29 protein-coding genes and 1 pseudogene are annotated in these 25,157 nt (G+C 51.5%); 18 read left to right on the top strand and 12 right to left on the bottom strand.

Annotation, left to right across the window (positions count from 1 at the left end):
• Positions 1–21 precede the first annotated feature (21 nt).
• Genes FGA82_RS07010 through FGA82_RS32845 form a run of 3 tightly spaced genes read left to right on the top strand, consistent with a single transcriptional unit; the run spans position 22 to position 4,433 of the window.
• Positions 22–1,641 (top strand): dsDNA nuclease domain-containing protein, encoded by a 1,620-nt coding sequence (locus FGA82_RS07010; protein ID WP_141126525.1) that lies wholly within the window; start codon positions 22–24, stop codon positions 1,639–1,641.
• Positions 1,638–3,827 (top strand): DEAD/DEAH box helicase, encoded by a 2,190-nt coding sequence (locus FGA82_RS07005; protein WP_141126524.1) that lies wholly within the window; start codon positions 1,638–1,640, stop codon positions 3,825–3,827. The genes FGA82_RS07010 and FGA82_RS07005 overlap by 4 nt, the downstream gene beginning before the upstream one ends.
• Positions 3,828–3,875: 48 nt before the next feature.
• Positions 3,876–4,433, top strand: coding sequence for a hypothetical protein (locus FGA82_RS32845; protein WP_141126523.1), 558 nt, complete (start codon positions 3,876–3,878; stop codon positions 4,431–4,433).
• Positions 4,434–4,502: 69 nt separating this feature from the next.
• Here FGA82_RS32845 and FGA82_RS06995 read toward each other — a convergent pair whose 3' ends face one another.
• Positions 4,503–5,561, bottom strand: a complete 1,059-nt coding sequence (locus tag FGA82_RS06995; protein WP_141126522.1) for a hypothetical protein — start codon at positions 5,559–5,561, stop codon at positions 4,503–4,505.
• A 356-nt stretch (positions 5,562–5,917) separates the two neighbouring features.
• On the opposite strand from FGA82_RS06995, the gene FGA82_RS06990 reads away from it, so the two are divergent.
• Positions 5,918–6,874 carry a restriction endonuclease gene (locus tag FGA82_RS06990; protein ID WP_171057251.1) on the top strand — a complete coding sequence of 319 codons (957 nt, stop codon included), beginning with the start codon at positions 5,918–5,920 and terminating at the stop codon, positions 6,872–6,874.
• A 281-nt stretch (positions 6,875–7,155) separates the two neighbouring features.
• Entirely contained in the window at positions 7,156–7,950 is a 795-nt protein-coding gene (locus FGA82_RS06985; protein ID WP_141126520.1) for a hypothetical protein, read from the top strand.
• A 19-nt stretch (positions 7,951–7,969) separates the two neighbouring features.
• On the opposite strand, the gene FGA82_RS32390 is transcribed toward FGA82_RS06985, so the two are convergent.
• The 4 genes from FGA82_RS32390 to FGA82_RS06965 all read right to left on the bottom strand — a co-directional run bounded on the left by FGA82_RS32390 (position 7,970) and on the right by FGA82_RS06965 (position 10,956).
• Complete coding sequence (locus FGA82_RS32390) at positions 7,970–8,179, bottom strand: hypothetical protein (protein WP_432767135.1); 210 nt, start codon at positions 8,177–8,179, stop codon at positions 7,970–7,972.
• A 280-nt stretch (positions 8,180–8,459) separates the two neighbouring features.
• Positions 8,460–8,924: a hypothetical protein gene (locus FGA82_RS06975; RefSeq protein WP_141126519.1), complete on the bottom strand. Its 465-nt coding sequence runs from the start codon at positions 8,922–8,924 to the stop codon at positions 8,460–8,462.
• Positions 8,925–9,009: 85 nt separating this feature from the next.
• Complete coding sequence (locus FGA82_RS06970) at positions 9,010–9,411, bottom strand: hypothetical protein (protein ID WP_141126518.1); 402 nt, start codon at positions 9,409–9,411, stop codon at positions 9,010–9,012.
• Positions 9,412–10,398: 987 nt separating this feature from the next.
• Entirely contained in the window at positions 10,399–10,956 is a 558-nt protein-coding gene (locus FGA82_RS06965) for a hypothetical protein (RefSeq protein WP_141126517.1), read from the bottom strand.
• A gap of 303 nt (positions 10,957–11,259) precedes the next feature.
• Between FGA82_RS06965 and FGA82_RS06960 the strand changes: the two genes are divergently transcribed.
• Both FGA82_RS06960 and FGA82_RS06955 read left to right on the top strand, forming a co-directional pair.
• The gene (locus FGA82_RS06960) at positions 11,260–11,727 is read left to right on the top strand and encodes a helix-turn-helix domain-containing protein (RefSeq protein ID WP_141126516.1); all 468 of its coding nucleotides are present in this window, start codon (positions 11,260–11,262) and stop codon (positions 11,725–11,727) included.
• Positions 11,728–11,877: 150 nt separating this feature from the next.
• Positions 11,878–12,486 (top strand): annotated as a pseudogene (locus tag FGA82_RS06955) (histidine phosphatase family protein); the annotation flags it as partial.
• A 294-nt stretch (positions 12,487–12,780) separates the two neighbouring features.
• On the opposite strand, the gene FGA82_RS06950 reads toward FGA82_RS06955, so the two are convergent.
• Entirely contained in the window at positions 12,781–13,029 is a 249-nt protein-coding gene (locus tag FGA82_RS06950; RefSeq protein ID WP_032894809.1) for a CsbD family protein, read from the bottom strand.
• A gap of 187 nt (positions 13,030–13,216) precedes the next feature.
• On the opposite strand from FGA82_RS06950, the gene FGA82_RS06945 reads away from it, so the two are divergent.
• The 3 genes from FGA82_RS06945 to FGA82_RS06935 all read left to right on the top strand — a co-directional run bounded on the left by FGA82_RS06945 (position 13,217) and on the right by FGA82_RS06935 (position 14,484).
• Positions 13,217–13,426 (top strand): hypothetical protein, encoded by a 210-nt coding sequence (locus FGA82_RS06945; protein WP_141126514.1) that lies wholly within the window; start codon positions 13,217–13,219, stop codon positions 13,424–13,426.
• A complete protein-coding gene (locus FGA82_RS06940) occupies positions 13,423–13,917 on the top strand; it encodes a hypothetical protein (protein ID WP_141126513.1) in 495 nt (164 codons plus the stop codon). The genes FGA82_RS06945 and FGA82_RS06940 overlap by 4 nt, the downstream gene beginning before the upstream one ends.
• A gap of 147 nt (positions 13,918–14,064) precedes the next feature.
• Positions 14,065–14,484, top strand: coding sequence for a response regulator (locus FGA82_RS06935; protein ID WP_141126512.1), 420 nt, complete (start codon positions 14,065–14,067; stop codon positions 14,482–14,484).
• Between the two features lie 477 nt (positions 14,485–14,961).
• Here the strand turns inward: FGA82_RS06935 and FGA82_RS06925 are convergent, their stop codons facing one another.
• Entirely contained in the window at positions 14,962–15,861 is a 900-nt protein-coding gene (locus tag FGA82_RS06925; RefSeq protein WP_141126641.1) for a LysR family transcriptional regulator, read from the bottom strand.
• 182 nt (positions 15,862–16,043) lie between these two features.
• On the opposite strand from FGA82_RS06925, the gene FGA82_RS06920 reads away from it, so the two are divergent.
• Entirely contained in the window at positions 16,044–17,060 is a 1,017-nt protein-coding gene (locus FGA82_RS06920) for a zinc-dependent alcohol dehydrogenase family protein (RefSeq protein WP_141126510.1), read from the top strand.
• Between the two features lie 58 nt (positions 17,061–17,118).
• On the opposite strand, the gene FGA82_RS32840 is transcribed toward FGA82_RS06920, so the two are convergent.
• Together FGA82_RS32840 and FGA82_RS06915 are read right to left on the bottom strand one after the other, a co-directional pair.
• A complete protein-coding gene (locus tag FGA82_RS32840) occupies positions 17,119–17,241 on the bottom strand; it encodes a transposase domain-containing protein (protein ID WP_432767134.1) in 123 nt (40 codons plus the stop codon).
• A complete protein-coding gene (locus FGA82_RS06915) occupies positions 17,238–17,567 on the bottom strand; it encodes a hypothetical protein (protein ID WP_432767133.1) in 330 nt (109 codons plus the stop codon). The genes FGA82_RS32840 and FGA82_RS06915 overlap by 4 nt, the downstream gene beginning before the upstream one ends.
• A gap of 47 nt (positions 17,568–17,614) precedes the next feature.
• Here FGA82_RS06915 and FGA82_RS06910 point away from each other — a divergent pair, with 47 nt between their 5' ends.
• The 7 genes from FGA82_RS06910 to FGA82_RS06875 all read left to right on the top strand — a co-directional run bounded on the left by FGA82_RS06910 (position 17,615) and on the right by FGA82_RS06875 (position 22,432).
• Positions 17,615–17,767: a DUF2256 domain-containing protein gene (locus tag FGA82_RS06910; RefSeq protein WP_141126509.1), complete on the top strand. Its 153-nt coding sequence runs from the start codon at positions 17,615–17,617 to the stop codon at positions 17,765–17,767.
• Positions 17,768–17,988: 221 nt separating this feature from the next.
• Entirely contained in the window at positions 17,989–18,549 is a 561-nt protein-coding gene (locus tag FGA82_RS06905) for a TetR/AcrR family transcriptional regulator (protein ID WP_141126508.1), read from the top strand.
• Between the two features lie 701 nt (positions 18,550–19,250).
• Complete coding sequence (locus FGA82_RS06895; protein WP_141126507.1) at positions 19,251–19,805, top strand: OsmC family protein; 555 nt, start codon at positions 19,251–19,253, stop codon at positions 19,803–19,805.
• A 72-nt stretch (positions 19,806–19,877) separates the two neighbouring features.
• The gene (locus FGA82_RS06890; protein WP_141126506.1) at positions 19,878–20,651 is read left to right on the top strand and encodes an SDR family NAD(P)-dependent oxidoreductase; all 774 of its coding nucleotides are present in this window, start codon (positions 19,878–19,880) and stop codon (positions 20,649–20,651) included.
• Positions 20,652–20,744: 93 nt separating this feature from the next.
• Positions 20,745–21,335, top strand: a complete 591-nt coding sequence (locus tag FGA82_RS06885; RefSeq protein WP_141126505.1) for a TetR/AcrR family transcriptional regulator — start codon at positions 20,745–20,747, stop codon at positions 21,333–21,335.
• A 3-nt stretch (positions 21,336–21,338) separates the two neighbouring features.
• Entirely contained in the window at positions 21,339–22,037 is a 699-nt protein-coding gene (locus FGA82_RS06880) for a DsbA family oxidoreductase (RefSeq protein WP_141126504.1), read from the top strand.
• 65 nt (positions 22,038–22,102) lie between these two features.
• Positions 22,103–22,432, top strand: coding sequence for a thioredoxin family protein (locus FGA82_RS06875; protein ID WP_141126503.1), 330 nt, complete (start codon positions 22,103–22,105; stop codon positions 22,430–22,432).
• A gap of 30 nt (positions 22,433–22,462) precedes the next feature.
• Here FGA82_RS06875 and kefC read toward each other — a convergent pair whose 3' ends face one another.
• The 3 genes from kefC to FGA82_RS06860 all read right to left on the bottom strand — a co-directional run bounded on the left by kefC (position 22,463) and on the right by FGA82_RS06860 (position 25,138).
• Entirely contained in the window at positions 22,463–24,289 is a 1,827-nt protein-coding gene (gene kefC / locus FGA82_RS06870) for a glutathione-regulated potassium-efflux system protein KefC (protein WP_141126502.1), read from the bottom strand.
• Positions 24,290–24,811: a glutathione-regulated potassium-efflux system oxidoreductase KefF gene (gene kefF, locus FGA82_RS06865; protein WP_141126640.1), complete on the bottom strand. Its 522-nt coding sequence runs from the start codon at positions 24,809–24,811 to the stop codon at positions 24,290–24,292.
• Positions 24,812–24,919: 108 nt separating this feature from the next.
• Positions 24,920–25,138: a tautomerase family protein gene (locus FGA82_RS06860; RefSeq protein ID WP_141126501.1), complete on the bottom strand. Its 219-nt coding sequence runs from the start codon at positions 25,136–25,138 to the stop codon at positions 24,920–24,922.
• Positions 25,139–25,157 lie beyond the last annotated feature (19 nt).

Raw genomic sequence — 25,157 nt, 5'->3', positions numbered from 1 at the left:
CAAAAACCATGGAAGTAGGTGATGGACTCAAGCAATGCGGGGGGCGTAGCAGCCAAGCTTGGATTCTTGTATCAGGACTGTGCGGCGGCGCTTTTCGTAACCCAGATGCTACTCAACAAGAAGATCCAGGCTGTCAGATGCGAAGTTACAGACGACATCGATATCCTATACGATACGCATACTGAGTTCGTTCAAGTTAAGACTTCTGACAAGCCTCGCTGGTCTATTAGTACGGTTACAAGTCGTACTCGTGGAGCTGATAAAAAGCTTATTGCCAATAGTTCAATTGTGCACAAGTCAATGCAATGTGCATTCACGCCTATTGAGAAATGCAAGTTTCGGATCTTATCTCCTAGAGACTGTAAAGCGCCACTCGACTACTTAGAAATTGAGCTCTCAAAGCGAGACGGTAAGCCTGGCCGACAAAGCCTGATCGATGAGCTCGACGTAAAATTGCGAAAATATGTTGCGCCAGCAGGCAATTCTATATCCGACTGGGTTGACTCTTGTTCGTGGGAGGTTATACCTAGCTTAAGGCAAGTAGAACTTACAGGTCTTAGTAATATCAGAAATGCTGCCCTTAACCTGTATGGCGTAATTCTAAGTTCGGATTCAATGGTTGAAAGTATCTGGGTTAATATTTTAGTAGCTATGACTAAAAGAAGTGCGCTCGATAGGCGTGTGTACGTTGAAGATGACAAAACCTACCATAGAGATAATTTTCTTGCTTGGTTCAAGGCGGAGGTCTTATTTTATGATCGCGGAAATTCTCATTGCAAAGTTTATGTTCATCGCAAGCTGCCAGATATATTAATTCAACTTCAGGCGCCTTTTTTAAGTCCGATTCCAACCAGGAATGGGCTTGCCCTACATCAGCGTTATCAGATGGGGCAGTACCGCTATGAGCACATCGCCAAGAATATTTGTTGTTGGTTTGACGAGCTCCTGTTGAGACCAGGTGAAATTGCCGACTTCATCAGTTCGACTGCTACGGAAAAATACAAATTATTAAGGTCACGTCTCGCTGATAATGCCAGAGACCTTGAGCGGTTTCTTGGAAATGCATTGCTGCATTCGGTCATGAGGCTAAGACATAACAGTCAGCCTATTCCGGCTACCCTATACCTTGATTCTAAAGATGAAATGCGGGTTTTTGAGAATGTTCACATCGTACAGCGTGCTAAGGGAGGTGATGAGTTATGGCTTGGGATCAGCAAGTTAACAAAAGCCAAGACGTTATCACAGGTTTTAAATGATCTTAGAGATACGCTGTATAATGATATTGTAAGTGGTCTGGACGGAGTTAGAGAAAAGGTTCTGGATGTCAAGGAGGACTCATATCTACTTAATCACGATATCGATGATATTCTAGATACCAGCAATTCGTTTGAAGATCATTTGGAACGCCTTCGATTTGTAATTTTTTTCGGCTATGAGTCAAGTTTTCTCACTATTCCTGAGACTAAAGGTCATGAGGCTAACCTGTATCAGGAAGCTTATGATCTCTTCGTTGATTTTATTTCCGATATCACCAAGAGTCCGGAATATTCACAATTTAATTTTGAGCTCTATCTCTATCCTGCCCCAAGCTTTGACGACTTATGTGGGTTGGTGGAAAAGAAAATGAGGGATGACATGTGAATAGGATTTACGACACTGCTCGGCTTCTGCTCGAAACAGAAGGAACATCAGCATTTAGCTATCTTCATGCTGCTGACAAGCTGTTGTCGAATCCCGTTTCATTGCATATGGGTAGGGATTTAGTTATCCGAGCCTTGGACGCTAGGCTGAAGTTTACGAGCTATACGCCTTTGCTTCGCAACCTGGTACGCAAGTCTGGGCTGTATCCGTATTTGAAGAAAGAGTTCCAAGAGGTAACGGTCAGCGAAAAAGCGGCTTTAGGGATCTATCAGACTCCTTTTTCGGATGAAATTGTTTTCCATTCAATGCAGTTTCAGGTTTTTGAACTGCTTCGATCTGGACGCAACGTTGTTCTAAGTGCACCGACCAGCATGGGAAAGAGCGCAATCGTAGATTCGATAATTGGCTTGGGAATAGTGAGTAGAGTGGTTCTAGTTGTTCCTACTATCGCGCTAGCCGACGAAACGCGCAGGCGCCTTCAGGAGCGGTTCGGCGAATTCTATCAAATCATCCATCACAGTTCTCAGGAAGCGAATGGTGATAAGGTGATTTACGTTCTCACGCAGGAAAGGGTTAATGAACGACAGGATATTGTTGGAATTGATTTCTTCGTAATTGATGAGTTCTACAAACTTGCATTTCAGCAGCGGGCCAGTGGGAAGATAGACTATGAAAATGAGCGGGTTATCGAGCTTAATATCGCTTTGAGTAAGCTGTTGAAGGCATCTAAGCAGTTTTATATGACCGGGCCTTTTATTAACAGTGTGACAGGCTTAGCGAGTCTCGGCCTCGAGTATACCTTCATCTCCTCCGATTTTAATACCGTGGCTTTGGATGTTGAGTCCTTCGACCTGTCTCCTAATGATGAGGAGGGTAAAGAGGAAGCGGTTCTCTCTATTGCAGACCTGTGTCGTGGTGAGGCGACAATAATTTACTGTAAATCCTCTGCTGTTGCTGGAGGAGTTGCAAGGTCTTTAGCCAAGCATGGGTTTGGTGCTGAGTTTCATAGCCCTCATCTCGACTGGGTCGCCCAAGAGTACGATTCTGATTGGGATTATTGTGTCGCTCTACGAAGCGGAATCGGTCTTCACTTTGGGGGGTTGCCGCGTGCTTTGCAGCAGTACACTATTGATCTTTTTAATCGGGGAAAAATTAACTACCTTATTTGTACTTCGACGATAATCGAGGGGGTGAATACTATTGCAAAAAATGTTGTGATACATGACAACAGGGATGGCAATTTTAGCATTGATAAATTCACACATGGCAACATAAAGGGGCGCGCTGGTCGCATGGGTGTCCATTTCGTAGGAAAAGTTTACTGCCTAGAGTCGATTCCCCAGGACTCATTCAACCAAGAGGTGGATATCCCTCTCGGAATTCAAGATGATACGACGCCAATGAATCTTCTGGTTGGCGTTCAGCCTGAGCACCTTAGTGATTACTCTCAGTCCAGATTCGAACGAGATGAAAATATCGATGAATTTGGTGTGGACTTGTTGAAGCGCCATAGCTCATTCACTCTGGAGGCATTCAGAGAGCTGTACTCTTATGTCGAGATGTTATTTGAGGAATCCTTTCAGTCCACCATCTTTCATTGGATGCCTTCAGGTGAGTTTCTCAATGTTTTGGCTGAGGCACTAACGAGGTTCCAATCCGGCGCGCTTCGCCGAGTGCGGATCCCAACCAAGAATAGTTCGGTTATCCATGCAAAACTCACAAGTTATCTGTATACCCCTCAGTACGCAGAATACTTTAAGTCACAGATTGTTCAGTCGAAGGCGCGCTTAGAGAAGGGCGAGGTCGATAATCTTTCCACATGTATTAATGATGACCTCAAGGTGGTGGTCAATATTCTGGGGCACACAGTTCCAAAACTACTCGGTATTCTTGAGGATGTCGTTAAGTTGCATGCTAAAAGGCGTAATATTAATGCGAAGATTGATTATTCAAAACTTCGTGGGGTTTTTGAACATTACCACCTCCCATCTGGCCTGGCTGGCTTGGAGGAAATGGGCGTGCCGGTACAGACGCTCCAGAGGCTCAACACTCTCATGGATGTCCCTTATGACCTAGATGTGGATGAGATGGCTCAATACCTAAGAAACAACGAAGACCGTTGGCGGGGCTTGGGCACTGTGGATCGTTCCTTTTTGATGAGGACGCTTTATCCAAGCTCGAGATGATAAACGTTCCGGGGATGTATAATTGAGATCGGCTCATCCTTGCTAGGAATGTCTTTGAAGCTCCTAAATAGTATTCGGAACCTAATCAGCCCCGACCGCCGCCCCGAGCGAGAGAAAACTCGAGAACGTGAGTTCATCCTGGCAGCGAACAGCCTGAAGACCCTTTCGGTCACCGACCGGGGTGGCATGTCTATAGACCCCGAAGAGCTCCGCGAACAGATCATCGCCTCACGTGAGCAGCTGAAGCAGTTTGTCCACAAACCAGAACCGCCTAGCAGCTCATTCAAAGCAGTGGGAGACGTCCTGGTGGAACAGGATGCGAGTCCCGCCGTTGAGGCTCCAGTGAGTGCCTTGGATTGTATCGAGGTGGTGGCTTGGCGTCGGTTGCAGACTGGCGCTTCCGTGCGCTACGTGTGCCTCCAGTCAACGAGTACGGGGCGATTCGCTGTCGCGACCGCAAACCTGTTCTCGGACGGCTCGCATAGTCTCCCATCTTGGATCGAAGCTAACACAGCCAGGCAAGTCGCCGATGCTATACAGAACGATCATCTCCGCTGGTTGGCTACCGTGAGCGAGGCGATGGATGCATGGGATGCAGAGCTCTGATTGTTGTCGCTTGACCATTGATTTCACGGTCTTCGATGCGGTGGGATCGCATCAGGTGCTGTTCGGTTGTCACTCATAGTGCAGCTCTCCGAACAAACCGATCATGAGATCTCCTTCCAAGATTTCGAACGGAAGGGTGACATATTGATCTCGATGACGAAGTAGAGCTTTTCCGTCATGTGGCGCGTTCTTAGTGTGCCCTTGCACCCGCTCGCCATTTTCCTTGATATATGGAAGCACTACGATCCGACCATGATTCTTGGACAAAATGGTGCCTTCATGCCATAGGGTCGTACCTTCTTCGCTATTGGACTCGCCCCCGGTGTTCTTGATGACCCACCTAGGCTGCCCATCATCCTCGAGCCAGAACACGAAACCTCCACAGACCAACACCCTCTGGCCGCGCATCCTGGCTTCGGCAAGCATTTGTTTGACGCTGGCCAGTTGAAGCAGTTGGTTAGCTCTTGGAAGCAGCAGAGCACGAATCTGTGCCTTGGTTCTTCCCCAGTGATCAGCTGCCGAAAGACCAAAACCCTTGGCAGTAAATTCTCTAAGGCATATCTGTGAGCGCTTCGGGGTTAGAGCGCCGATCTCTTCCCATTCCATGTCTCCGGTACGACGAAGACAAGCGTTAAACCTTGGGATTGCAACCACTTGCAAATACGGGGCACGTATAAGCTGTTCGTGTAGCGGCTCCCGCAAACTGTCCATCTTACTGGGCAGATTTAAATCTCGGATGGCTGGGCGGGGCAGATGAGCATTACGTTTGATCGCCTCGCGCTCCATTAGCTCCTCTTCGTCCTGAATGCGGCGAGCCGCAGTCAAAGCCTTGTCGACCTTTAGGGTGACTGAGGCTTGGAGCACGGGATCAAGCACCGCTATGCCTATGCGCTCGGCGATGGTCTGGTTGAACGCATCTGCCGCAATCATGGCTTCTGCAAAGGTGCTAAATGAGGAACCACGTGCATGCCCCTGGCCGTTATCGTAGAAATAGCGTTTCCAGGCGAGCAGGGAGTCAGGGAAGAGCTTCAGGGCTCGCAGTTGCCATGACCAGCCGATTCCAAATTGACGGAATGGGAGTACGGCTAGAGTAGGCATCGAGTGGTACGGCATCTGATCGAGGCGCATGGTTCTTCCTTGCAGATAGGCATTGGTCGCGCCGATAGATGCGCCCCGGTGGGATACCCTGTTTCCAACGATAGCGTATATACCCAATGGATAGCACATCGCCAGGATGATTCAACCTACTAGGGAGTCTGATACGAAACTTCTGACGCCCCGTGACGATGTTAAGTATCAATGGGCATCACTCAACGCTTGTGCCACATGCCCCAAAACCTAATCAGATGAGGCCGTAGCATGGCGCAGGAGCTTTGCCTGCTACCAAGACATGTCCGTCATGAGCTTTTTTCACATCCACCGATGGTGTCTTTGTGGTCTTGGTAGCTACTCTTGCATTTCACCACCACGTGCTGGGCTGGAACATGGACGCGCGCTACCACTATCCCCCTGATGTCTTTAACCTGCTGGTCGACACCATCCCGCTACTTTGCAGAAGTAAGGCTGACGTGCTGCTTTTTTTACGGGGAGCGGGAGTGCCTCATGATGACCTGGCGCTGATGGAGGTCACGGTTAAAACAAACCGTGATTCAGTCAGTACATTTGCCATAGTTCGCGACGTCCTTGAAAAGCTGAATAAGCGAGGGGATGGGGGCTTGGCGGCTAGGCGCGAAATCATCAAACGAGTGGTGGAGTTCGAGGAGTTTTCAGGATGCTGGCCCAACAATGTTCACAAGGCTAAAGCTAACGTGGGAGACCTGGCGCGCATCGTCAATGTTAAAGACTCGTTTACCCGAATGAACCAGCAACGAGAGGCCGCTCAAGCCGAGGTTGCCGGCAAGGCACGAGCCGAGCGTCAAGCGGCTGCAGCGAGGGATCGTAAAGTTGAAGACGTGCGTGATCGGCTGAGTGCTCTCTTTGGTATGGATAAAGAACCTCAAAAGCGCGGCAAGCTCTTGGAAGGAGTTTTGAACGACCTGTTCAGGGCACACGGAATCCTTTTACGAGAAGACTTCAAGCGACTTGATCAATCTGGAGGCGCCGTCGTTGAGCAAATAGATGGAGTCATCGAGTTTGAAGGACACATTTACCTTGTAGAGATGAAATGGCTCAAGGATCCAGTAGGAGTGAATGATCTCGCGGCGCACATGGTTAGACTGTTTGCGAGAGCTGACGCTCGAGGAATCTTCATCTCGAACTCAGATTTTGCCTCTACCACTATTGCCGAGTGCGTCACTCACTCAACCCAGAAAACGATGGTGCTTTGCACGCTAAGGGAAATCGTGGTGCTGCTCATGAACAAAAGCGACTTGGTCAGTCTCCTGCGAAGCAAGGTACGTGCTGCAGTGATTGATAAGAAGCCCTACCTCGAAAGCCTATAAGAAGGCGATGTGATTAGCCCGGCTAATTCTGGAGGTGACGTATGAGATGGTTTTCCAATGGCATTAATCGCCGACTCCTGTTGCGGCAGGACGTTGGGAGCGACGTGCAGAATCGATCCTAGTTTCATCCCAAGGCATTTGCACATAGGTAGCCTGTCGTAATTCGCGATCAGGCCCCACCGCCGTCGCCACTGGTCTCAGGACAAGATGAAAACCACAGATAGTCATGGGCCATCACTGTGGATAGGATGAGTTCTCGGACGAATGAGGGAATATGAAATATGAGCTCTGAATTGATGACCACCGCAGTGTGCTGGGAGGTGGGCGCCAACGTGTCGGCAGAGTACGCAAAAGACAACTCCACTTCCTATTATTTTTGTCCTGAGCAGAACTGCTTGGAAAAGGTCGTCCCAGCGCAAAGGAACAACAAATTTTTTAGGGCACCAAACAGGCATGTCACTGGATGTAAGAATGAAAAGGAATCCATCGAGAACTCCAATGTACAGGGAGAGCAAAAAAAAGTTGCAATGGCAGTAGCACCCACGATCATCCCAAGCCACTTAGGCGCAGTTCCTACTACGAAAAAAAAGGCCATGCCTACGCGAGCACAAATGCTTGCGCTTGCTCAACAAGTTCAGAGCTCTCCAGCAATCCACCCTGGCACGCTACAGGAAGTTGTCGATGCTTGGAGAATTTTGAGCATGAACGAACGAGTCGAGCATCAGCTTTATATAGAAAATGAGCCGCTCAATTACTTTGATGCATTCGTTCCGTTGAGTCACGCTGGGGAGGATGTCAACTCAGTAAACTGGAGCAATACCATTGTTTTTGGAAATGCATCGGTTAACTTATTTAACGGCTCGTTCTATATCAAAACGTTCAGCAAATTTGCCAATGGTGCTAACAGAGCACAAATCCGGGTTAGGGTAAGGTCGAGCGAACCCTATTTTAACCTCCTGGTAGATGGCCAAAAAGTGACGCTATTCCTGCGCACATCCATGCCGACCATAGACGCCAGAAATAAATTTTTCGAAATCCAACCCTCGACGTTATATAGCGGCTTTGCTATTGGCTAGTAACACCGTGATGAGGGAATCATTCGCGCCAAAGGCCCCAAGTCGGCGGATTTTCGACTATATCAATCGACGTGCTGAGCTCGTACTGCATTTGCTCAAAGACCCTGTTCAGAGTCGGATGGGTATTTGACTCCCGGAGTGTGCTGAACAAATGCAGCAGCTCCTTACCCTGAGCTAAGGGCATTTGAACGTCGCAGTACACTGTGTCGTCATCGCTCTTCATTCCCATCGGCACATCCTCGCAGAATGTTCTTCGTCTCCAGTTCATACGGCCTGGCGTTTGGTGCGTGCCCCTTCGGTGAGGGGCTGTCGTAAACCGAGCCTTGGCGCAAGCGCCGGCCTCGGCCCTTCGGGCTTCCATCCCACACGCCTGCGCGCTCCGCTTACCGTGCTATTTAGCCGCGTGAACACCTGCCTTCGGTTCGAGCGGACACTCAGGCTGAGCTAGATCCAAAGCTCAATGGGCCCATTTCTTTGTCGTAGCAGAGGGTATCCATACCTTTGATAGTTCAAGCTTCGAAAAAAGCACGGCAGGCGTTCATCAAAGCAGTTGCGTCATTTGAAGCTCGGTGGTGCCTGGTTGTCGGCAGTCGCCGGTAGATTTCACTGGCAGCCTCCCTGCCCACAAAAACTTCCAAAGGCTTCAACTCGAAGGTAGGTCTCAGATCTGCTGCCTCATAAAGGACATCGAACCAAAACACGTCTTGAGGTGAGTCGCTGCAAAGCACCTGCCCTGAAAACAGCTGATTCATTTGTTTCGCCACGGCGTGGGGGGGATCACCTTCCTGAAGCAGATAATCCTGAGTGAGGCCATGCATGTCTTGCGCATCGAACGACCAGTGCGTCCAATAGCGGGCGGGCTTAATCAGCGAGCTGTAGACGGTCTCATTCGACACGACGGCGACTTCGATAGGATAGCTATCCGGGGCTATCCCTGAGGCTTCGAAATCGATAAAAAAAGAAGGCCGTTCCACTCTGCAGCTCCTGTTTTGAGGGTGCAACTTCACCAGGCTACACCGACTGCTTGTGTGGTTGCGCCGCCATCGCTCGCCAGCCGTTCTAGCTGTTAGTAGCCTGTGCAACTCGGTGATTTTGCAGATGCTGCATCTCACGCTCCCATTCAACCAAAAATTTATCCCAGTCTGTGGCGTAGGGCCCATCCGGAACGCGGGTCGACCCGATGCTTGCCTGATGGAACCGCTCCCTCCACGGCTGCGGGATAGTCTGCTCCAAAATGATGCCAATTCCGGATTTATGGCGCATCACCAAGACAGAGTTACGAACCTCAGTGAGCTCGAGTAACCTATCGCTATAGGGGGTGTCGTTTCGCTCTTGGTCGGCGAGATCATCGAGGATGGCCAGGAGGTCGGATGCGTTGGGATCACCAGGGTGGAAGGTGGCAAGCGCCCACAGAACCCTTCGCCTAGTTCTCTCACGCTCGCGGAGTAAATCGCAGGTCATTTAAGCCTCCTTTTCACAAAGCAGGGCAGTGGTGATGGCGTGCCGCCTTCGGCGGATGGCTGGCGTGAACCGAGCCGTGGCAAGCCACGTCTCGTCCCTACGGGCGTCCATCCCACACGCCTGCGCGCTCCGCTTACCCACAGGCCAAGATCCTTAGACTCGGGCCATAGTCATCCCTTTACTTTAGACAGCCAGTATCTCAACGATGAAAAAACAAAGATGCCATATTTGGTCTGCCGAGCATTGAAACCTACAATTGCCGCGATCAATGGGCTTGAGTCTGTTCCTCCCTCTTGCAGCCTGCCAGCGAGCGCGTGCTTCCCTTCTGTATGCGACTAAGCTCCCAACAACCTTGTGGTAAGCGATCAATCGTGGAACGTGGCAACGATCTTCGAACCCAGCGCCCATCAATCCATGCGATCAGACAGCGTAGATCTGAGACATGTCTCCATTAGCACAGTCTAGGAGAGCTAGCCAAAGTCCATGGGGAATAGTCGTGCGACTCTCATGTCGATTGCGATATGAGAGTATCCGCAGCAGCTCAGGAGCTCGCTCAATAATGACTTCGCATACGGAGCGTAGCGCCTCAAACGGGGTGGCGCTCATGCCAATAACCGAGCTGTGCTGCAGTTTACGTACAGATTGATAGGACTCCTCGATCTTGATCGGGTATTCGTGAGCGATCTGCAATGCCAGAACAAAGAAGCGGTCGGCACCAAGCGTCGAGGCGAGGCGCTCGATGGCTTCGAGCTCATGCAGGTTGTCCCTCGTTAAGGCTATCAGATTCCGCACTCTTCCCCCGGTAGCTCCTACCACTGTTCACTAATTCGCTCTCCCACGGCCCACGACTCCATCTGCTAGTCAGGCGGCATGCCCAGCGAACCTGGATCTTGCCGCGCTCTGAAGCAAGTGGAGCAAGTGGAGCAAGTGGAGCAAGTGGAGCAAGTGGAGCAAGCGTTGTACGTACCCCACCCACCGACAGGTGTGTTACTTATAAAACTTACTGAAACGGCTCGAAAGAGTTGCTGGCTCAATGGTTTCCCAGCTTTCTGGATCCGCCGTAACGCTGAACATTAGCCAGGCCCGCCACAGGAAAAAAGCAGCGACCATACTCGCTTCAATTGTCGCAAATACAGTAGTGTTATACATGTAATTCGGATCATCTTTGCCAAAGAGCATCAGCACTGGAAATATCGATGCAAACCAGCCTGCAACGAATGTCAGACAAAAAGCTATAGCAGCCGTAAATGCCATAAAAATAGGAACTTGATATCTATAGTGAGTCGCGAACATTTTTTCGCCGCTCTCTTTCTGAAGTCCATATATAAAGCCGTCGTTTTCTTCTTTTTTCCTTTTGTTTTTAAAAACGCCGTACAACGTCACATTTTCGCCAGCCTCCAGTTCTTCGTAAAATTTATTCGTCAGCTGTAGTTTTGGTATCACGGCCCCATTAATACTAACATTAGCCTTATAACCTCCACTTATACGATCAGTATGCCGAACGTAGTCGACTTTCCCAGAAAACTTCACGCAATCAAATTTCATTACTACCTATCCCTGCCTTCGCTTAAAAAACGCATTCGGTTCATGCCAGGAAGCCTTCAATGATGGTTGCAGGTAGGCACGCGGAGGCCATTCAATGCACGCTCTATGGAGTGGCTCGCGTCAATGCCACCGAGCCATGTCCCACCAGCCCGCTTTCCTGATCAAACCAAACCATCGCCCCTGACGCCGTGACGACTTGATCGACCACCGCCTGACGAACCTAATGCCACGATAATATCACTATGATCTGTTTATCGAAACATGCTCCCCGTGGCTCTATCCTCGCTTTTGGGGATCCGACACATGAATCTGAAGGAAGCGCTGGCGGGGGCATTACGCGGAGCCCGTGCACACCAAGGGTTGAGTTACGAGGATCTCGCAGGGGCAACGCACCGAACGAATGTAGGGAAGCTTGAACAGGCCAGGACGACGCCGACGTTGGAGAAACTGGACGAGATCGCTGACTACTTAGGCCTCGACCTTTTGACGGTAGTCACTCTCGCCATTGCGGCTCAGGGTAACGAACTTCCCTCGGAGGCTCTGCAACGTACTGCCTTGCGAATCAGGGAATTCGAAATGTCCGGAGGATGGCAGTTGGTAGAGGAGCAATTCAGTGATGGAAAGCTCATCAAGCGCTCCCAGGGAAAGCCTAAGCAACCGCTTAATGCGGAATACGTTCGAGCCATGAAAGCGCAAGGTTTGGACAGGAAAACAATCGCTGAAAAGCTAGGCATTGCCAAAAGCACAGTCCAAAAATATTGGAATACATAAACCTCCAGGTTATCGCGATCCCTCTTTCTTTACGTGATGTCTTTCGTGCTCATGGCTGCGGTGTATCCTTGGGGAAGGGAGGCACTTGTGGTGTTGCCCATAACGTAGAGAGCAGGTTCGGATGGCTGAAATAGTGGGGGTATTTGGTCGGTGAAGCACGTCAGACTGATTCGCCACGGGGAAAGCGCCGCGAACGCTGGAGAAGCCAGTTCGGATCATGCGAGCATCCCGCTAACGCCAAAGGGTGTGGAACAAGCGCACTTGGTGGCCAGGGCATTCGCCCAGGCCCCAGATCTGATCGTTGCCTCGCCGTTCTCCCGAGCGCAAGCAACTGCAATGCAGACAGTGGCTGCTTTCCCTTCAGTGCCGTTTGAAATATGGCCCATTCACGAGTTCACCTACCTTGAACCTGCGCGGTGTATCAACACCACCGTTGCCCAGAGACGAGCTTGGGTGGAGGAATACTGGGCCAAGTCAGACCCAGCGTTCACGGATGGTGAAGGCGCCGAGTCATTCCTGGACTTTATATCTAGAGCTCAGTCTTTTTTAGATAGAATTGCAGAGCATCCTGCCCAGGAGGTCGCCGTGTTTTCACACGGGCAACTCATCAATGCGGTGGCTTGGCTGATTGAGTGCAGGCCACAGAAGATTGACGGTCAAGCTATGGCCGAATGGCGAGAGTACGAGATCACTAATCACGTGCCTAACTGCTCTGGTTACAAGCTTACCAAGCACCCAGACGATGCCGGCTGGAGATTAAGTCCTGGGGAGTTGCGAATTGGCGTAACTCAACGCGTACCAGGCAGATCCTACCAAGCGGTTCGCGATCCCGAGCGCCTGGTGATTGAGGAGCGGGCCCAGGCCCTATCGGCTGCAGGCTACCCGCTTCCAGACGATGATCCGGCTATGTACGCTGAGCAAAGGCTGCTCGAGGCAAAAGAGGCTGCAGGTTTATTACCCTCGCATTCTCTTGGCAGAAAACTGTAGCGGGAGTGCGAAGCGGGAGGGACGTTAGCGAGAGGTGTCACCTGGCTGGAAACACCTCCTCCACGATCAACGACGAAAAATGCGATTTATCAAGATCAATGCTGCAGCACCAATCGCGAGAGCGGCGACTGGTTTTTCTTTAACGAACGTGGATACGCTATTCAGTGTATCGCCATAGGTTTTAGTCAGCTGACCAGCTGCTTGATGTCCCGCACCTTCAGCTTCCATCTTCGAATCACCAATTAGTTTCCCGACAGTGCTCTGCGCCTTGCCGGCCAGCTTTTCTGCTACACCTTCAACTTGTTCGCTCTTCATGATTCATCAAACCTTTGCGTGTGAGTGGGGAGCTCCGAACCGCGAAACCGAGTGGCTATCAGCAAGACATTAGGGACGTGCGCTTGATGATTAGTTCAATGGTGATGAGCTGTAGGCCAGTCTGGAAAAGCGCCTACTCGTTTACGCCTGTTGCTATGCTGTTGCTCCCAACATGGAGGTGAGCCAAATGCAGGGTGAGTATTCCCTATCAGATGTACTGGAAAGGATGTACCAAAACCAGCTAGCCCTGGAAGCTGCCCTCATGGAGCTAACCCTCCAGGTGGAAGCGCAGGGACATGCGGAAGTTGGCGACAACGTTCGTGGCGCGCTTTACACAATTGGTGAGAACGCTGGCCATATCAAACAGGGTTTAGCCCGGCTCAAAAAGCTCCCATGAGGCAGCCGCTCTTTGATTTTGATCTCAAACGTGTGTCACGCGAGCACTACATAACTGGTAAAGCCGCCATCAATTTTCCGCACGCTGGGAGCACAACGGGTGGATGGCATTTTATGTTGTACTTCGACCGAGAAGCCGGTGTGGCGAAGGTATCGTTGGCAGGCATCCATTATCCGGACACCTCTGATTTTTTCGGGAGTTCGGGAATCCTTGACGTAACCGTTCAACTGGCAGAGCGCGGATGGCCAGTGGAGGGAGCCAGTATCTTCATTGCGGATCATTACAGAGCTACGGCAGACATGGTTGTAAAATGGGCCATGAGTGAGTCCAAGCACTGCAATGTTGAAGTGGCTGAATGGTTCCCCTCGTCAGAGGACAGACAAGGACTACTCATGCTTTTAGATTTAGGAAAACCGAAGCTTCTCGAAATGGGCAGACTGCAAAAAATGGAAGCCTGGCTTAGCTCGCAGCAAAGTCAGCGTTGCTCTTAAGCCGTATTCAACTCCCAGTTCGACTGAATGCCGCGTAGAATTTTGTCACTTAGCTCGTTCCGACCAGTCAGTTCCTTCGAAAAGGCCTACACTTTAGGCCGCTGTACAAAATTTTTAGAAAAATAGATCGGATACAGGAACGATCTTATGCACGAAGAGTGGGAAAAACTTCCCCCGATAGAAGGACTGGTAATCGTAGTTGAGGACGACCCATTACTTCGCCTGCTGACGGTAGAGATCTTGTCGGAGATGGGGATGCGATGCTTGGACTTCAGCACTGCAGATGATGCCTTGACCCACGTGCTTGGCATGTCAGATAGCTGCCCACTGGTGATCGCAGATCAAGGGTTGCCTGGTGAACTTCAGGGTGCGGATTTCATAGAGTTGATTAATGAGAAGTGGCCAACAACTGCCACAATTCTTACTTCAGGCTATGCGCTGGATCCGTCGATGGTTCCACCTTCAACAATTTACCTGGATAAGCCTTGGTCTATGAACGACCTGATGATGGCTGTCGCAAAACTGCTCCGGCCAGGCGATCCGCGTCTCAAACGTCATGAAGGCTAGGCTTAAGGCTTTTCCTATCTGGACGCCATGGTAGCTACTCCAATACGAAACAAACCATCCGACGGGCGACCGTCAAGGCTCGACGCAAGGTGGGGCAGTGGAAAGCAACATAGTCCAAGCGTCATATGCGCCTTTGTGGCAAATCACTGCTTCGTCCCATCGGGCGCCTGAGACTTCCTTCGCCACCACAAGCATCATTAGATGATTTGTCGCCCCATCGAGAGCCACTAGAAGGTGGTGAGAATTGAATCGGAATTCATCGAGATTGAACATGATGTCACTTCGGCGGTAGGACTGGTTCGGTACTACGAACCGCTATTCCTATGAGCTCAGTTTGGGCTACATATTGGAAACTGCATAGTGTGCAAGAAACCCTCTCGGCGGAATTTGGCACGGCTCAAGGTCATCTCACGTAAGCGTCTGCAGGGCATAACTTGCCTAGCCCAGTTTGGTGTAGAGCCAGCATACAAGCGAAGGTTAGTGCGCTGTGAACCAACTGGGGTGTAGCACAGGAAAATGTTCCTTCAGCCAAGCCACAAATGCGTCGACCTGAGGAGCAAGATGCGTCCTGCTTGGATAAAGCACGGAAACCAAGCGCGGCTGTGGACGATACTCACTGAGCACCTCAACCAGTTCTCCACTTGCGAGGAAGGTCTCAACGGTAATTCCCGGAGCTTGAATAATGCCGAAGCCGGCAACACCACATTGAACGTAGGCATTTGACTCATTCACAGTGATACCGCCACGGGGGGTGTGAGGATGATCCTCGCCGTCCACCGAGAAGTGCCAAGGGAGCGGCCTGTTGCTTTGACCGGAAAGGAAGCTGACACACCGGTGGTCTATTAGACCTTGCAGAGTTGTAGGTGCCCCAAACGTGTGGAGATAACTTGGGGACGCACAGGTCACCATGATGGCGGTGCCAATTTCTCTGGCCACCATACTTGAATCTGGGAGGTCACCAATTCGTACTACACAGTCGATGCCCTCGGCTACGAGATCTACCATACGGTCGGTCACGCCTAGCGCAAGCTCGATTTCGGGGAATGCCTCGGTAAATCTCCTAAGGCTTTCCATGAAGCTGTGCTGGGAAAATGCAGTGGGAATGTCAATTCGAAGCCGTCCTCGCAACGTCGATCCACTGCGGTCGAACATGGAAGTGGTTTCTGCGATGGTTGCCAAAATCTCTTTGACGCGTTCGTAAAACCGCTCGCCCTCAGCAGTCAGTTTTACCTTGCGAGTAGTGCGTTGGAAGAGACGGACACCCAGCGAAGCTTCCAGATCCTGAATGGTGCGCGTGACGTGCGGGCGTCCTGCCTGCAATGCTTCCGCGACTTTCGTGAAGCTCTCTAGCTCCGCTAGCTTAGCGAATACCTGCATCGCCTGTAGAAGCTCCATAACTCTCCTCCGAAAAGCATGTGACTGCGATGATTGTTGCTTGCCAGGATAACAATCCTGTTGGTTTCTGCACATTTATCCAGAAGTGGCAAAGCGGAACAATGTCTTCAGCGTACAGGGGGAGCTTTTCCTCCTAAGCACTTCAAAATTGCTGGAGAAAGAAAATGAAAGCGTGGCTTCTAAAAGATTTTGGCCTAGAGAATTTGGTGCAGGGCGAAACGGAAACCCCCGTGCCCCAAGCTGGTGAGCTGCTGGTTAAAGTAGGCGCCGTATCACTCAATTTCCGGGACAAGGCCATCGTTGACGGTATCTACGAACCTCACATGGTGCCCAAGCCGCTGATCCCCGTCAGCGATGCGGCGGGGACTGTCGTGGCAGTTGGTGATGGTGTTAGCCGCTTCGCTGTTGGAGATCGGGTCAACTCACACCTCTACTCGCGCTGGTTGGACGGCATGCCCGGGCCAGATGAACCCAACTACTGCTTCGGCTCACCATTGCCTGGTGGTCTTGCTGAATACATGATCATCCATGAAGACAGCGCGGTACGTGCCCCCGACGACATGTCAGATGAGGAAGCAGCGACCCTTCCAATCGCTGCTCTGACGGCATGGTATGCGCTCGTCGATTATGGTCAGATCGAGGCCGGCCAAACCGTTTTGGTTCAAGGATCTGGAGGTGTTTCTGTTTTTGCGGCGCAAATAGCCACAGCTTTGGGAGCCAAGGTTATCGTCACCTCCAGCAGTGATGCCAATCTGGACGCTGTAAAAAGACTGGGCGCTGTTGCTGGTGTGAATTATCGCGTTACCCCTGAATGGGCGGAGGAAGTCCTGAAGCTCACTGACGGCAAGGGAGTGGATCTCCTACTGGATGTGGCAGGCGGCGACGGCATCAATCAATCGATTGCTGCAACAAAGGTAGGTGGGCGTATCGCACAGATCGGCTTTCTGACAGGCCAAACCTCTGCCCTGAACCTGATGCCTATGATTTTCCGACAAACAACGATTCGCGGCATAGCCGTTGCTCCACGCTCGTCATTTGACCGAATGAACGAATTCTTGAATGAGCACAAGATTCGCCCGGTAATTGACCATGTGTATCCATTCGATCAAGCACGCGAAGCGTACGAACATTTGGCCAAAGGCGCCTTTGGTAAGGTAGTAATCAAAGTCGCGCAGGATTAAGTATCTTTGGCGTTACGCCGCAAATTTCCGCATTGGATATACGCGGTCAGATGGCGACCTAATTGTGTGGCAGCAGATCGGTAGTCTCACTCGCCCGCTGCGACGGCAGGCGAGTGAGCACGCCCTTCAAATAATCACTCGGATCAATCTCGCTAAGCCGTGCAGACTTGATCAAGCTCATGATAGTAGCCGCCCATAGCCATGGCCGGATTTGGCTCTCTGCCCAATTATTATCAACAGGGACGGCCCCGTCATCGAGGCAGCGCTGCCCAGCGTTTTTAGGCTGTAATCAAGCATTCTGCGGATGGCCGAACATTCCGGTTCGAGCTCTCGCTGGAGATCATCCAAGTGTGCGGCCTCTCCATGACGGGACGGCTTTTCCTGGCGTATTTGGCGCCTTAGATCCGGCTCCAGTTCGCGGGCTTCGCGTTCGATTTCGTATGGTAGCTGGATGTCGCGCAGGGCTTTTTCGGCGAGCATGCTCTTGTTGGTGGCGTGCAGTTCCAAGAGCTTGCGCCTGGCGCGGCCACAAGCTTGGACGAAAGGGAGTCATAATGAATAAGAGTGAACGCCCAGTAAAAATTTGCGCGACCTGCGGCCTTCCTTTTACATGGAGGAAGAAGTGGGCACGTTGCTGGGACGAAGTGCGTTACTGCTCGGAGCGCTGCCGGCGTAGTAAAAACGGAACAAACAGTGATATCAATTGATAAGCAACTCGGCACGCGACTACCAGCGCACAGATCCCATACCTAATGCCTGGTTCATCTTCGACAGGAAACCTTCGCGTGACCGCTCCGGCATTATTTGCATTTACCCCTTTCATGCTGCGAACAACGCAATCGGTGACTCAGCGCGCTCGAGGGCGAACGCTGTCTTCTGAGGTGGGACTAATTTATGATGCTTGGATGACAAATTCGGATTTCGCATCATGAGTACACGTTCAGACCTTTTGACCAGCGCCGAAGTTCTGCTGCGCACTAAAGGCTACGCGGCCTTCAGCTATGCCGACCTTGCGGACGACATTGGCATCAAGAAGGCGAGTATTCACCATCACTTCCCCACCAAGGAAGGCTTGGCAATTGCCATAGTCGAGAGCTACCTGTTCCGGTTCAAAAAGCAGCTGGATGCTATCAATGATGAACACGTCAGTGTTGTCGACCGACTGAATGCGTTCGCCTTGATGTTCGCACAAAGCAGTCTAAACGGGATGCTTCCACTCTGTGGAGCCTTGGCCGCAGAGCTTCTGGCCCTGCCTGAAAGTCTCAAAGAAATGACGAAGGATTTCTTTGAGATCCATCTCACTTGGCTTCAGGCAAATATTAAGCAGGGTCAAGATCGAGGAGAGCTTAAAGCCGACCTGGATGTAATCAGAGTTTCAAGGTACATATTGAATACTTTGGAAGGTGCGAGCTTTGTTTCTTGGGCGATGAGCGATGATTACGAGAAAACTTCGGGATTTGATTTGATTTTATCTACCCTTCGTCACTGAAAACTCTAGCAAGCACATTTATCGACTCCATCGCTGCATTCCCTTTTCAGGGGGCATCTTTCATCGCTGTATCTTTAGTACATCTTTCAATAGCTTCTCGATTTGGTCGCCTGCCAAGAGCAGGCGGCCTTGAGTCATTTGATTCAGGGCCGCGAGCCGATCTATGCTTGTATCAATTAGTGCAAACTAAAATCCACCGGATATATCACTCGGTATTATCTGGTGTGCGGTAGATTTGCATCCAATGACGGGAAGGTTGGCTTGTAGGCGGCGCTTTTTCGTGATCGCGAATTGTACAGTAACGTCCATGCTTAGCGACGACCGCGCTTTTGGCTGCGTTCAAAGTGACTTCTTGAAACGAACCTCCATCTCGCCCCAACACGTGCCCTGGTGCATAAACAGCCATAAAACCTCCCTGATTTTATCCATGTGGTGACGGCCTTATGCCATCAATTCGTACGATTACACAAATTTCACCCGATGCATAGAGGTGTGAAAGATCGTTTCATGGCGTCGCTTTCGAAGTGACTCTGTTGATCACGACACTCACTGTGTTGTCATCAATATTCCCAATTCCTCTATGCAGCCTATTTGTTCAAAGCTATTGGTATCGTCATCTCTCTTGTAAGCCAACCTACTACTTGGTAGGCTTGTTTCTCTTCCGGTCTAATCGTCCGGCTTATCTGAAGAGGAACGTCCACATGAGCAGCAACCTGAATGGTATCGATGTCGCCGCACTCCAGAATTTCGCCGAAGGCGTTACTGGTGATGCGACCAAGCGCCACGCAAGCTTCAACGTTAAAACCGCCTGGAAGGGTCAGACCCGTTCTGTAGCCAAAGTCAGCCGTTACAGCTTGGCCGGTGAGACCTATTCCCGCGATTTTGAAATTGCAGCTGACGAGCCGAATGAGCTGCTGGGCGAGAACACCGCGCCCAACCCTCAGGAGCTGCTGATGGCTGCTCTAAACGCCTGCATGTCGGTCGGCTATGCCGCCAATGCCGCAATGATGGGCATCAAGATTCACAGCCTGGAAATTGAGACCGACGGCACTCTCGACCTGCGTGGCTTCCTGGGGATCGACGAAAGCGTTAACCCAGGCTACGACGAGGTGAGTGTCGTGATTCGCCTGCACACAGATGCTTCCCGTGAGCGTGTAGAGGAGCTGCACAACGTGGTGCTCAAGACTTCGGTCAACTACGCCAACTTCTCTAAAGCCATTCGCATGCTCCCTAAGCTGGAAGTCATCGAAGGCTAACCGTCCTGGCCACAGGTCAGCACGGCACCTGGCCGCTGACCACCTCTCACTTATCTGATACCGGAGTCTGTAATGAACGATTTTTTTAAAGGCAAAAAACTGTTGGTCGTCGGCGGCACGAGCGGTATGGGTCTGGAAACAGCGCGCCAGTTTTTAAAGGCGGGTGGCAGCGTAGTTCTCACCGGCAGTAAACAGGATAAAGCCGATGCTGTGCGCGCCGAGCTGAGTCCGCTGGGGAACGTATCAGTGATCGTTGCCAACCTCATGACCGAGGAAGGGATGAATCATGTACGCAGCGAAATCAATGCCAACCACAGTGACATCGGCTTCATGGTGAACTCTGCAGGCATATTCATTCCGAAGCCTTTCATCGAGCACGATGAGGCTGACTACGACATGTACCTGGATCTGAACCGCGCCACATTCTTTATCACTCAGGCTGTGGTCAAGAACATGCTCGCTGCCAAGCGCGAAGGCTCCATTGTCAACGTCGGTTCGATTGGCGCCCAGGCCGCGCTAGCCGGCTCTCCAGCAACCGCTTATTCGATGGCTAAGGCGGGCCTGCACGCAGTCACCCGAAACCTGGCAATTGAATTGGCTCACTCAGGTATCCGGGTCAATGCCGTTTCGCCTGGCATCGTTCACACCTCGATCTACGAAGGCTTCATGGACAAGGAGGCGATCCCGGATGCAATGAAGTCGCTGAACGATTTCCACCCACTGGGTCGAGTCGGTGTTCCTGAAGACGTCGCTAACACCATCCTCTTCTTACTCTCCGATAAAACCGCCTGGGTGACCGGTGCTATCTGGGACGTTGATGCAGGGGTGATGGCGGTACGTGCCTAAACACCGAGGCAAGCGTGCTGTGTAGCGCCTCTCAACGGGGCGCTTTCCAGCAGGCTGCTTCGGTGACAAGGGTGCTGGCTGTAGGAGTTTCAAATGTCTATCACGACAAAAGCCGCGCTGCTGAGCTACGCGGAAACCCAGATGCGATCAAAGGGTTACTCAGCGTTCAGTTACGCGGATCTCGCAGCGAAAATCGGCATTAGAAAAGCCAGTATTCACCATCACTTTCCTACCAAGGAGTGCTTGGGCGCGGAGCTGATCAACGACTACATCACTCGGTTCAACGAGACGTTGCTGTCAATCGAGATCATGCATCCCGAGCCAGTGCAACGTTTACAGGCTTTTTCCCGACTTTTCGTGATCAGCGCGAATGAAGGGCTTCTGCCGTTATGCGGTGCCTTGGCAGCGGAAATGGCTGCGTTGCCATTGTCGCTTCAAGCGCTCACTCGGGACTTCTTTAACTCCCAGCTCTCTTGGCTACAGGCCACCCTGAATGACGCAGTCCGGCAGTACAACTGGTCGCTGGGAACATCTGTTGAGAGCTTCGCTTTCATGCTGCTGAGTATGTTGGAGGGAGCAAGCCTCATTGATTGGACAATCGGTCGCTCGACCGACCCTTTGGCCGGCTTTAACCATTTACTTGAAATGTCGGCAATAAAGTCTTCGTTTCTTCGTGCAGGATAAAATATGCAAACCCCTTCGAAAAAATATGTAGTCGATATCTGGTCTGATTATGTGTGTCCCTGGTGCTGGATTGCCAAGCGTCGTTTTGAAAAAGCGCTCGAAACCTTCCCGCAGAAAGACGATGTACAGGTCAACGTTCGGGCCTATCGACTGGCTGGAAATCACGCCCCTGAACCGATGATCGCGGCACTGAAACGTAAGCTCGGCAACCCAGATTCCGCAGAAGCGATGATGAATACGGTCAGCAAATATGGTCGAGGAGAGGGGCTGGATTATCGCTTCGACACCATGATGTTTGGTGACACAGCTGATGCTCATGTCCTGGTGAAAGCAGTTGAAGACACGACAGTGAAGAAGCGTCTTGTTGAGGCGCTGTACGAGCAAAGTACCAGTCACGGCAAGTCGCTTTTTGATCGCGCCAATTTGGAGGCGATTGCGAAGGCGGCAGGTGTGCCCGATGAATCAATTCAGTTGGCGTGGTCATCCGTGGAGCTGCGAGTTGAGATGGAAGAGGACGAGCATTTCGCAGCCCAACTGGGTTCCGGCGTGCCACTTTTTGTCTTCAACAACACGTTCTCGGTGTCAGGCGCTCAGCCAGAAGCGGCCTTTCTTGAAGCGCTGAATCAAATGGTTGCTAAAGCGAGAACCGAGGATAGCTCATTGATGGGCCAAGTCTGCGGCATCGATGGCTGCGAAATTTGATGGACAACGGAACGGGGGCACTCAGAAGGTGCCCCCTTTTCCTTAACACAACACGTGAGATCCAAATGAGCCGTATCGTTGAATTGAGCGCTCCCCAATTTTCCCGCTTTGTTGCCAAAGGCAGCAGTGTCGTACTGTTCTCAGCATCCTGGTGCAAACCTTGTAAAGAGATGAAGCCAGTCTTCGTCGACTTGGAGGAAAAGCTCCATGCTCTCGCAGTGTTTGGAAAGATTGATATTGCGGTATCGCCGACGATTGCGCAGATGTATGGCATTCGATCTGTGCCGTCCTTGGCAGTGTTCCACGAAGGCCGACTGCTGAAAGTCTTCGCTGGGTCTAAATCGGTTTCGGCCTTGAAAAAAGCAATCATCACTGAGCTGGAAGATGCTAGCTAACCAAGCATCCTCCGCGACATATAAACCAACTCAGCTACCTGTCTCCCTATGCGTAAGGCTCACTTTTCCTGGGCCGGCATCAATTGGATGAGCGCGGTCTTCATTGAATATCTCCGTTAGTAAAGCGTTGGCTCGTTTGTAAGCGTCGTACTTGAATTCGGAATCATCCTCGGGCTGAGCGGCCATCTCCTCCAGCATTTCCAAGTTCAGGCGACGGAATCGATCCGCACGCTCACGAGCCTCGTAGCGTCCTATCCCGAGTTGCTCCAAAGCCCGGCGCCCGAGGGACAATGCGCTTTCAAATGTCTCTCGCTCGACTTCTTCCACACCCATCTGTCGTAGGGTAATGATGTGCCCCATATCTCGAGCGCGCACCACCAGTTTTAGGGATGGAAAATGCTCCTGGGCCAACTTGGTCAGTGCCAGGTTATCGTCTTGATTATCGATGGCGTTGATCAGCACCACGGCTTGGGCAGCACCCGCAGCGTGCAGTAAATCGAGGCGGGTGGCATCCCCATAGAACACCTTGACCCCGAACTTACGCAGCGTCTCGATGTGGTCTGGATCATGATCCAAGACCACTACCTCAAAACCACAGGACATCAACAGACGCCCAGCGATCTGACCGAATCGACCGAAGCCAGCAATGATGACCCGAGGATTGCTCTGATCAATGGTGTCAGCTTCATTACTGCCCTGTTTGCTCGACGACTCCAGGTGATTGAGCAAAAGGATCAACAAAGGCGTCACACACATCGACAACGCCACCGCTAGCGTTAGGCTCTTACCCCAAGGGTCGACCAAGATGCCGGAGACGGTCGCTGCGCCAAATACTACAAAGGCAAACTCACTGCCTTGGCCAAGGAACACCGCCTGCCATGAACGCTGGTCAATTGGGACATTCAGTAAGCGACCCAGGAGCTTGATCACGAGCAGCTTGATCAGGATGAAGCCCAAGGTCAGGGTGATGACTTTCAGTGGCGAATCGATCAGCGTGCCGAAGTCAATCGACATCCCTACACCGATAAAGAACAGACCCAGCAACAGGCCTTTGAAGGGTTCTATATCGCTTTCCAGAGCATGGCGATACTCCGAGCTGGCCAAGAGAACGCCGGCTAAGAACGCGCCCATGGCCATGGATAAGCCGGCCTCTTCCAACAAGAGGCCGAACCCAAACACCAGGAACAGTGCGACGGCACTAAAGATTTCTCTCAGGCCTGAGCGCGCTACAAAGCGAAGGACGGGCCGAGAGACGTACTGACCCAAGAGAACCACTGCGACAATTGCACCCACGATTTTGGCAATGGACAGGGCCAGCTCTGCACCTGAGGGCGTACCACCGTTTGCGGCCAGCAGTGGGATCATGGCAACTAGGGGAATCGCCGCGATGTCTTGGAAAAGCAACACGGCGAAGCTACTGCGACCCACGGCGGTGGAGTTCATGTTTCGCTCGCTCATGGCCTGCATGGCGATAGCCGTCGAGGACAGGCTCAACGTCAGCCCTACCAACAACGCAGCCGTCCAATTCAAGCCAAGTACAGCGCAGAAAATTGCGATGGCCGCGCCGCATGCCAGCATCTGCAGCGCGCCGCCGCCGAAGACCATGCGGCGCATTGCCCAAAGGCGCTTGGGGTCGAGTTCGAGACCAATGATGAACAGCATCAACACCACGCCAATTTCAGCAAAGTGCAGGATGGACTCCACGTCGGTCACAAGCTTCAAACCCCATGGGCCGATCAGGCAGCCCGCTATCAGGTAGCCTAGAACCGGGCCCAGCCCTAAGCGAACGGCAATTGGGACTATCAAGCCTGCGGAGCCCAGGTAGATGAGCATTTCAATCAGGCTGTGAGTGTCCATTCAATCTTCCCTCCATGACGTCAGGCGCTCGCCATAATTCCGAATCTGTTTGAGCAATGCGGTTTGATCTGCTCTGTAAGCACCATGGACTGCGACTGGACTCAACCAACGCATCCCGCAGTAATTCGCCGTCGCCTGAATGGGCTGGGACAGCACCGCAAAACCTGGGTGGTCGCCGCCTTCAAAATGATCATGTTCTCCGCCCGTAGTTACAGCCCACAGCAGATTTTTGTTTTTTAAGGCAACAGCGCCTGAGCCATAGGCCCAGCCCTGAGTGAAGACCTTATCGATCCACAGCTTTAAAAGGGGCGGATAGCTGTACCAATACATAGGATGTTGCAGAACCAGGAGATCTGCCTGTTCCACCGCCCTCTGCTCAGCTTCAACGTCGATATTGAAATCGGGATATAGGTCGTACAGCGAACGTATTACGACATCAGGATGATTGGCTGCTAGCTTAAGCATCAGCTTGTTGACGTGAGATTTGTCAGGGTAAGGATGGGCGTAAATGATCAGAATCACGGAGTAATCCCCACAAACCTGGCGTTCTTTAAGAACGGAAAAAGCTCCCTGTTCGCTGAGCATAATCGCACTCAACAAACAGGGAGCTAATGACCTGAAGGTGAAGCCTTACTGGCCGGCTTGCAGCTTCAATACTTCCTGCGCGGTCACGGGGTTGCCAGCAATACCCCAGTCTCCACTTTTCACTTCTTCGAAGATGACCCAGGTGAGGGCGCGCATGTTTTCGCCTTCAACTGACACCATGGCGTCGGTCACTTTGCGAATGACCTCAGCCTTTTGCTCGTCGGAAAAAACGCCTTCAATCCCTTTGATAGTTACGAGTGGCATGGTGTTCTCCTAAATGTTT

Source organism: Pseudomonas fluorescens (assembly GCF_005938625.1).
Lineage (GTDB): Bacteria > Pseudomonadota > Gammaproteobacteria > Pseudomonadales > Pseudomonadaceae > Aquipseudomonas > Aquipseudomonas fluorescens_BD.
Note: the sequence above shows the minus strand (reverse complement) of the source record. Positions and strands in the feature narration are given on the sequence as shown.

Excerpts from the sequence above, each read along its gene's own strand:
- FGA82_RS32840 (WP_432767134.1), bottom strand. The coding sequence starts at position 17,241 with ATGAGCTTGATCAAGTCTGCACGGCTTAGCGAGATTGATCCGAGTGAT.
- FGA82_RS06910 (WP_141126509.1), top strand. The coding sequence starts at position 17,615 with ATGAATAAGAGTGAACGCCCAGTAAAAATTTGCGCGACCTGCGGCCTT.
- FGA82_RS06965 (WP_141126517.1), bottom strand. The coding sequence starts at position 10,956 with ATGAAATTTGATTGCGTGAAGTTTTCTGGGAAAGTCGACTACGTTCGG.
- FGA82_RS06990 (WP_171057251.1), top strand. The coding sequence starts at position 5,918 with ATGGACGCGCGCTACCACTATCCCCCTGATGTCTTTAACCTGCTGGTC.
- FGA82_RS06885 (WP_141126505.1), top strand. The coding sequence starts at position 20,745 with ATGTCTATCACGACAAAAGCCGCGCTGCTGAGCTACGCGGAAACCCAG.
- FGA82_RS06920 (WP_141126510.1), top strand. The coding sequence starts at position 16,044 with ATGAAAGCGTGGCTTCTAAAAGATTTTGGCCTAGAGAATTTGGTGCAG.
- FGA82_RS06890 (WP_141126506.1), top strand. The coding sequence starts at position 19,878 with ATGAACGATTTTTTTAAAGGCAAAAAACTGTTGGTCGTCGGCGGCACG.
- FGA82_RS06995 (WP_141126522.1), bottom strand. The coding sequence starts at position 5,561 with ATGCGCCTCGATCAGATGCCGTACCACTCGATGCCTACTCTAGCCGTA.
- FGA82_RS06905 (WP_141126508.1), top strand. The coding sequence starts at position 17,989 with ATGAGTACACGTTCAGACCTTTTGACCAGCGCCGAAGTTCTGCTGCGC.
- FGA82_RS06860 (WP_141126501.1), bottom strand. The coding sequence starts at position 25,138 with ATGCCACTCGTAACTATCAAAGGGATTGAAGGCGTTTTTTCCGACGAG.
- FGA82_RS32845 (WP_141126523.1), top strand. The coding sequence starts at position 3,876 with ATGTCTTTGAAGCTCCTAAATAGTATTCGGAACCTAATCAGCCCCGAC.
- kefC (WP_141126502.1), bottom strand. The coding sequence starts at position 24,289 with ATGGACACTCACAGCCTGATTGAAATGCTCATCTACCTGGGCTCCGCA.
- FGA82_RS06970 (WP_141126518.1), bottom strand. The coding sequence starts at position 9,411 with ATGACCTGCGATTTACTCCGCGAGCGTGAGAGAACTAGGCGAAGGGTT.
- FGA82_RS06880 (WP_141126504.1), top strand. The coding sequence starts at position 21,339 with ATGCAAACCCCTTCGAAAAAATATGTAGTCGATATCTGGTCTGATTAT.
- FGA82_RS06950 (WP_032894809.1), bottom strand. The coding sequence starts at position 13,029 with ATGAAGAGCGAACAAGTTGAAGGTGTAGCAGAAAAGCTGGCCGGCAAG.
- FGA82_RS06895 (WP_141126507.1), top strand. The coding sequence starts at position 19,251 with ATGAGCAGCAACCTGAATGGTATCGATGTCGCCGCACTCCAGAATTTC.
- FGA82_RS32390 (WP_432767135.1), bottom strand. The coding sequence starts at position 8,179 with ATGGGAATGAAGAGCGATGACGACACAGTGTACTGCGACGTTCAAATG.
- FGA82_RS06940 (WP_141126513.1), top strand. The coding sequence starts at position 13,423 with ATGAGGCAGCCGCTCTTTGATTTTGATCTCAAACGTGTGTCACGCGAG.
- FGA82_RS06925 (WP_141126641.1), bottom strand. The coding sequence starts at position 15,861 with ATGCAGGTATTCGCTAAGCTAGCGGAGCTAGAGAGCTTCACGAAAGTC.
- FGA82_RS06935 (WP_141126512.1), top strand. The coding sequence starts at position 14,065 with ATGCACGAAGAGTGGGAAAAACTTCCCCCGATAGAAGGACTGGTAATC.
- FGA82_RS06960 (WP_141126516.1), top strand. The coding sequence starts at position 11,260 with ATGAATCTGAAGGAAGCGCTGGCGGGGGCATTACGCGGAGCCCGTGCA.
- FGA82_RS06985 (WP_141126520.1), top strand. The coding sequence starts at position 7,156 with ATGAGCTCTGAATTGATGACCACCGCAGTGTGCTGGGAGGTGGGCGCC.
- FGA82_RS06945 (WP_141126514.1), top strand. The coding sequence starts at position 13,217 with ATGCAGGGTGAGTATTCCCTATCAGATGTACTGGAAAGGATGTACCAA.
- FGA82_RS07010 (WP_141126525.1), top strand. The coding sequence starts at position 22 with ATGGACTCAAGCAATGCGGGGGGCGTAGCAGCCAAGCTTGGATTCTTG.
- FGA82_RS06875 (WP_141126503.1), top strand. The coding sequence starts at position 22,103 with ATGAGCCGTATCGTTGAATTGAGCGCTCCCCAATTTTCCCGCTTTGTT.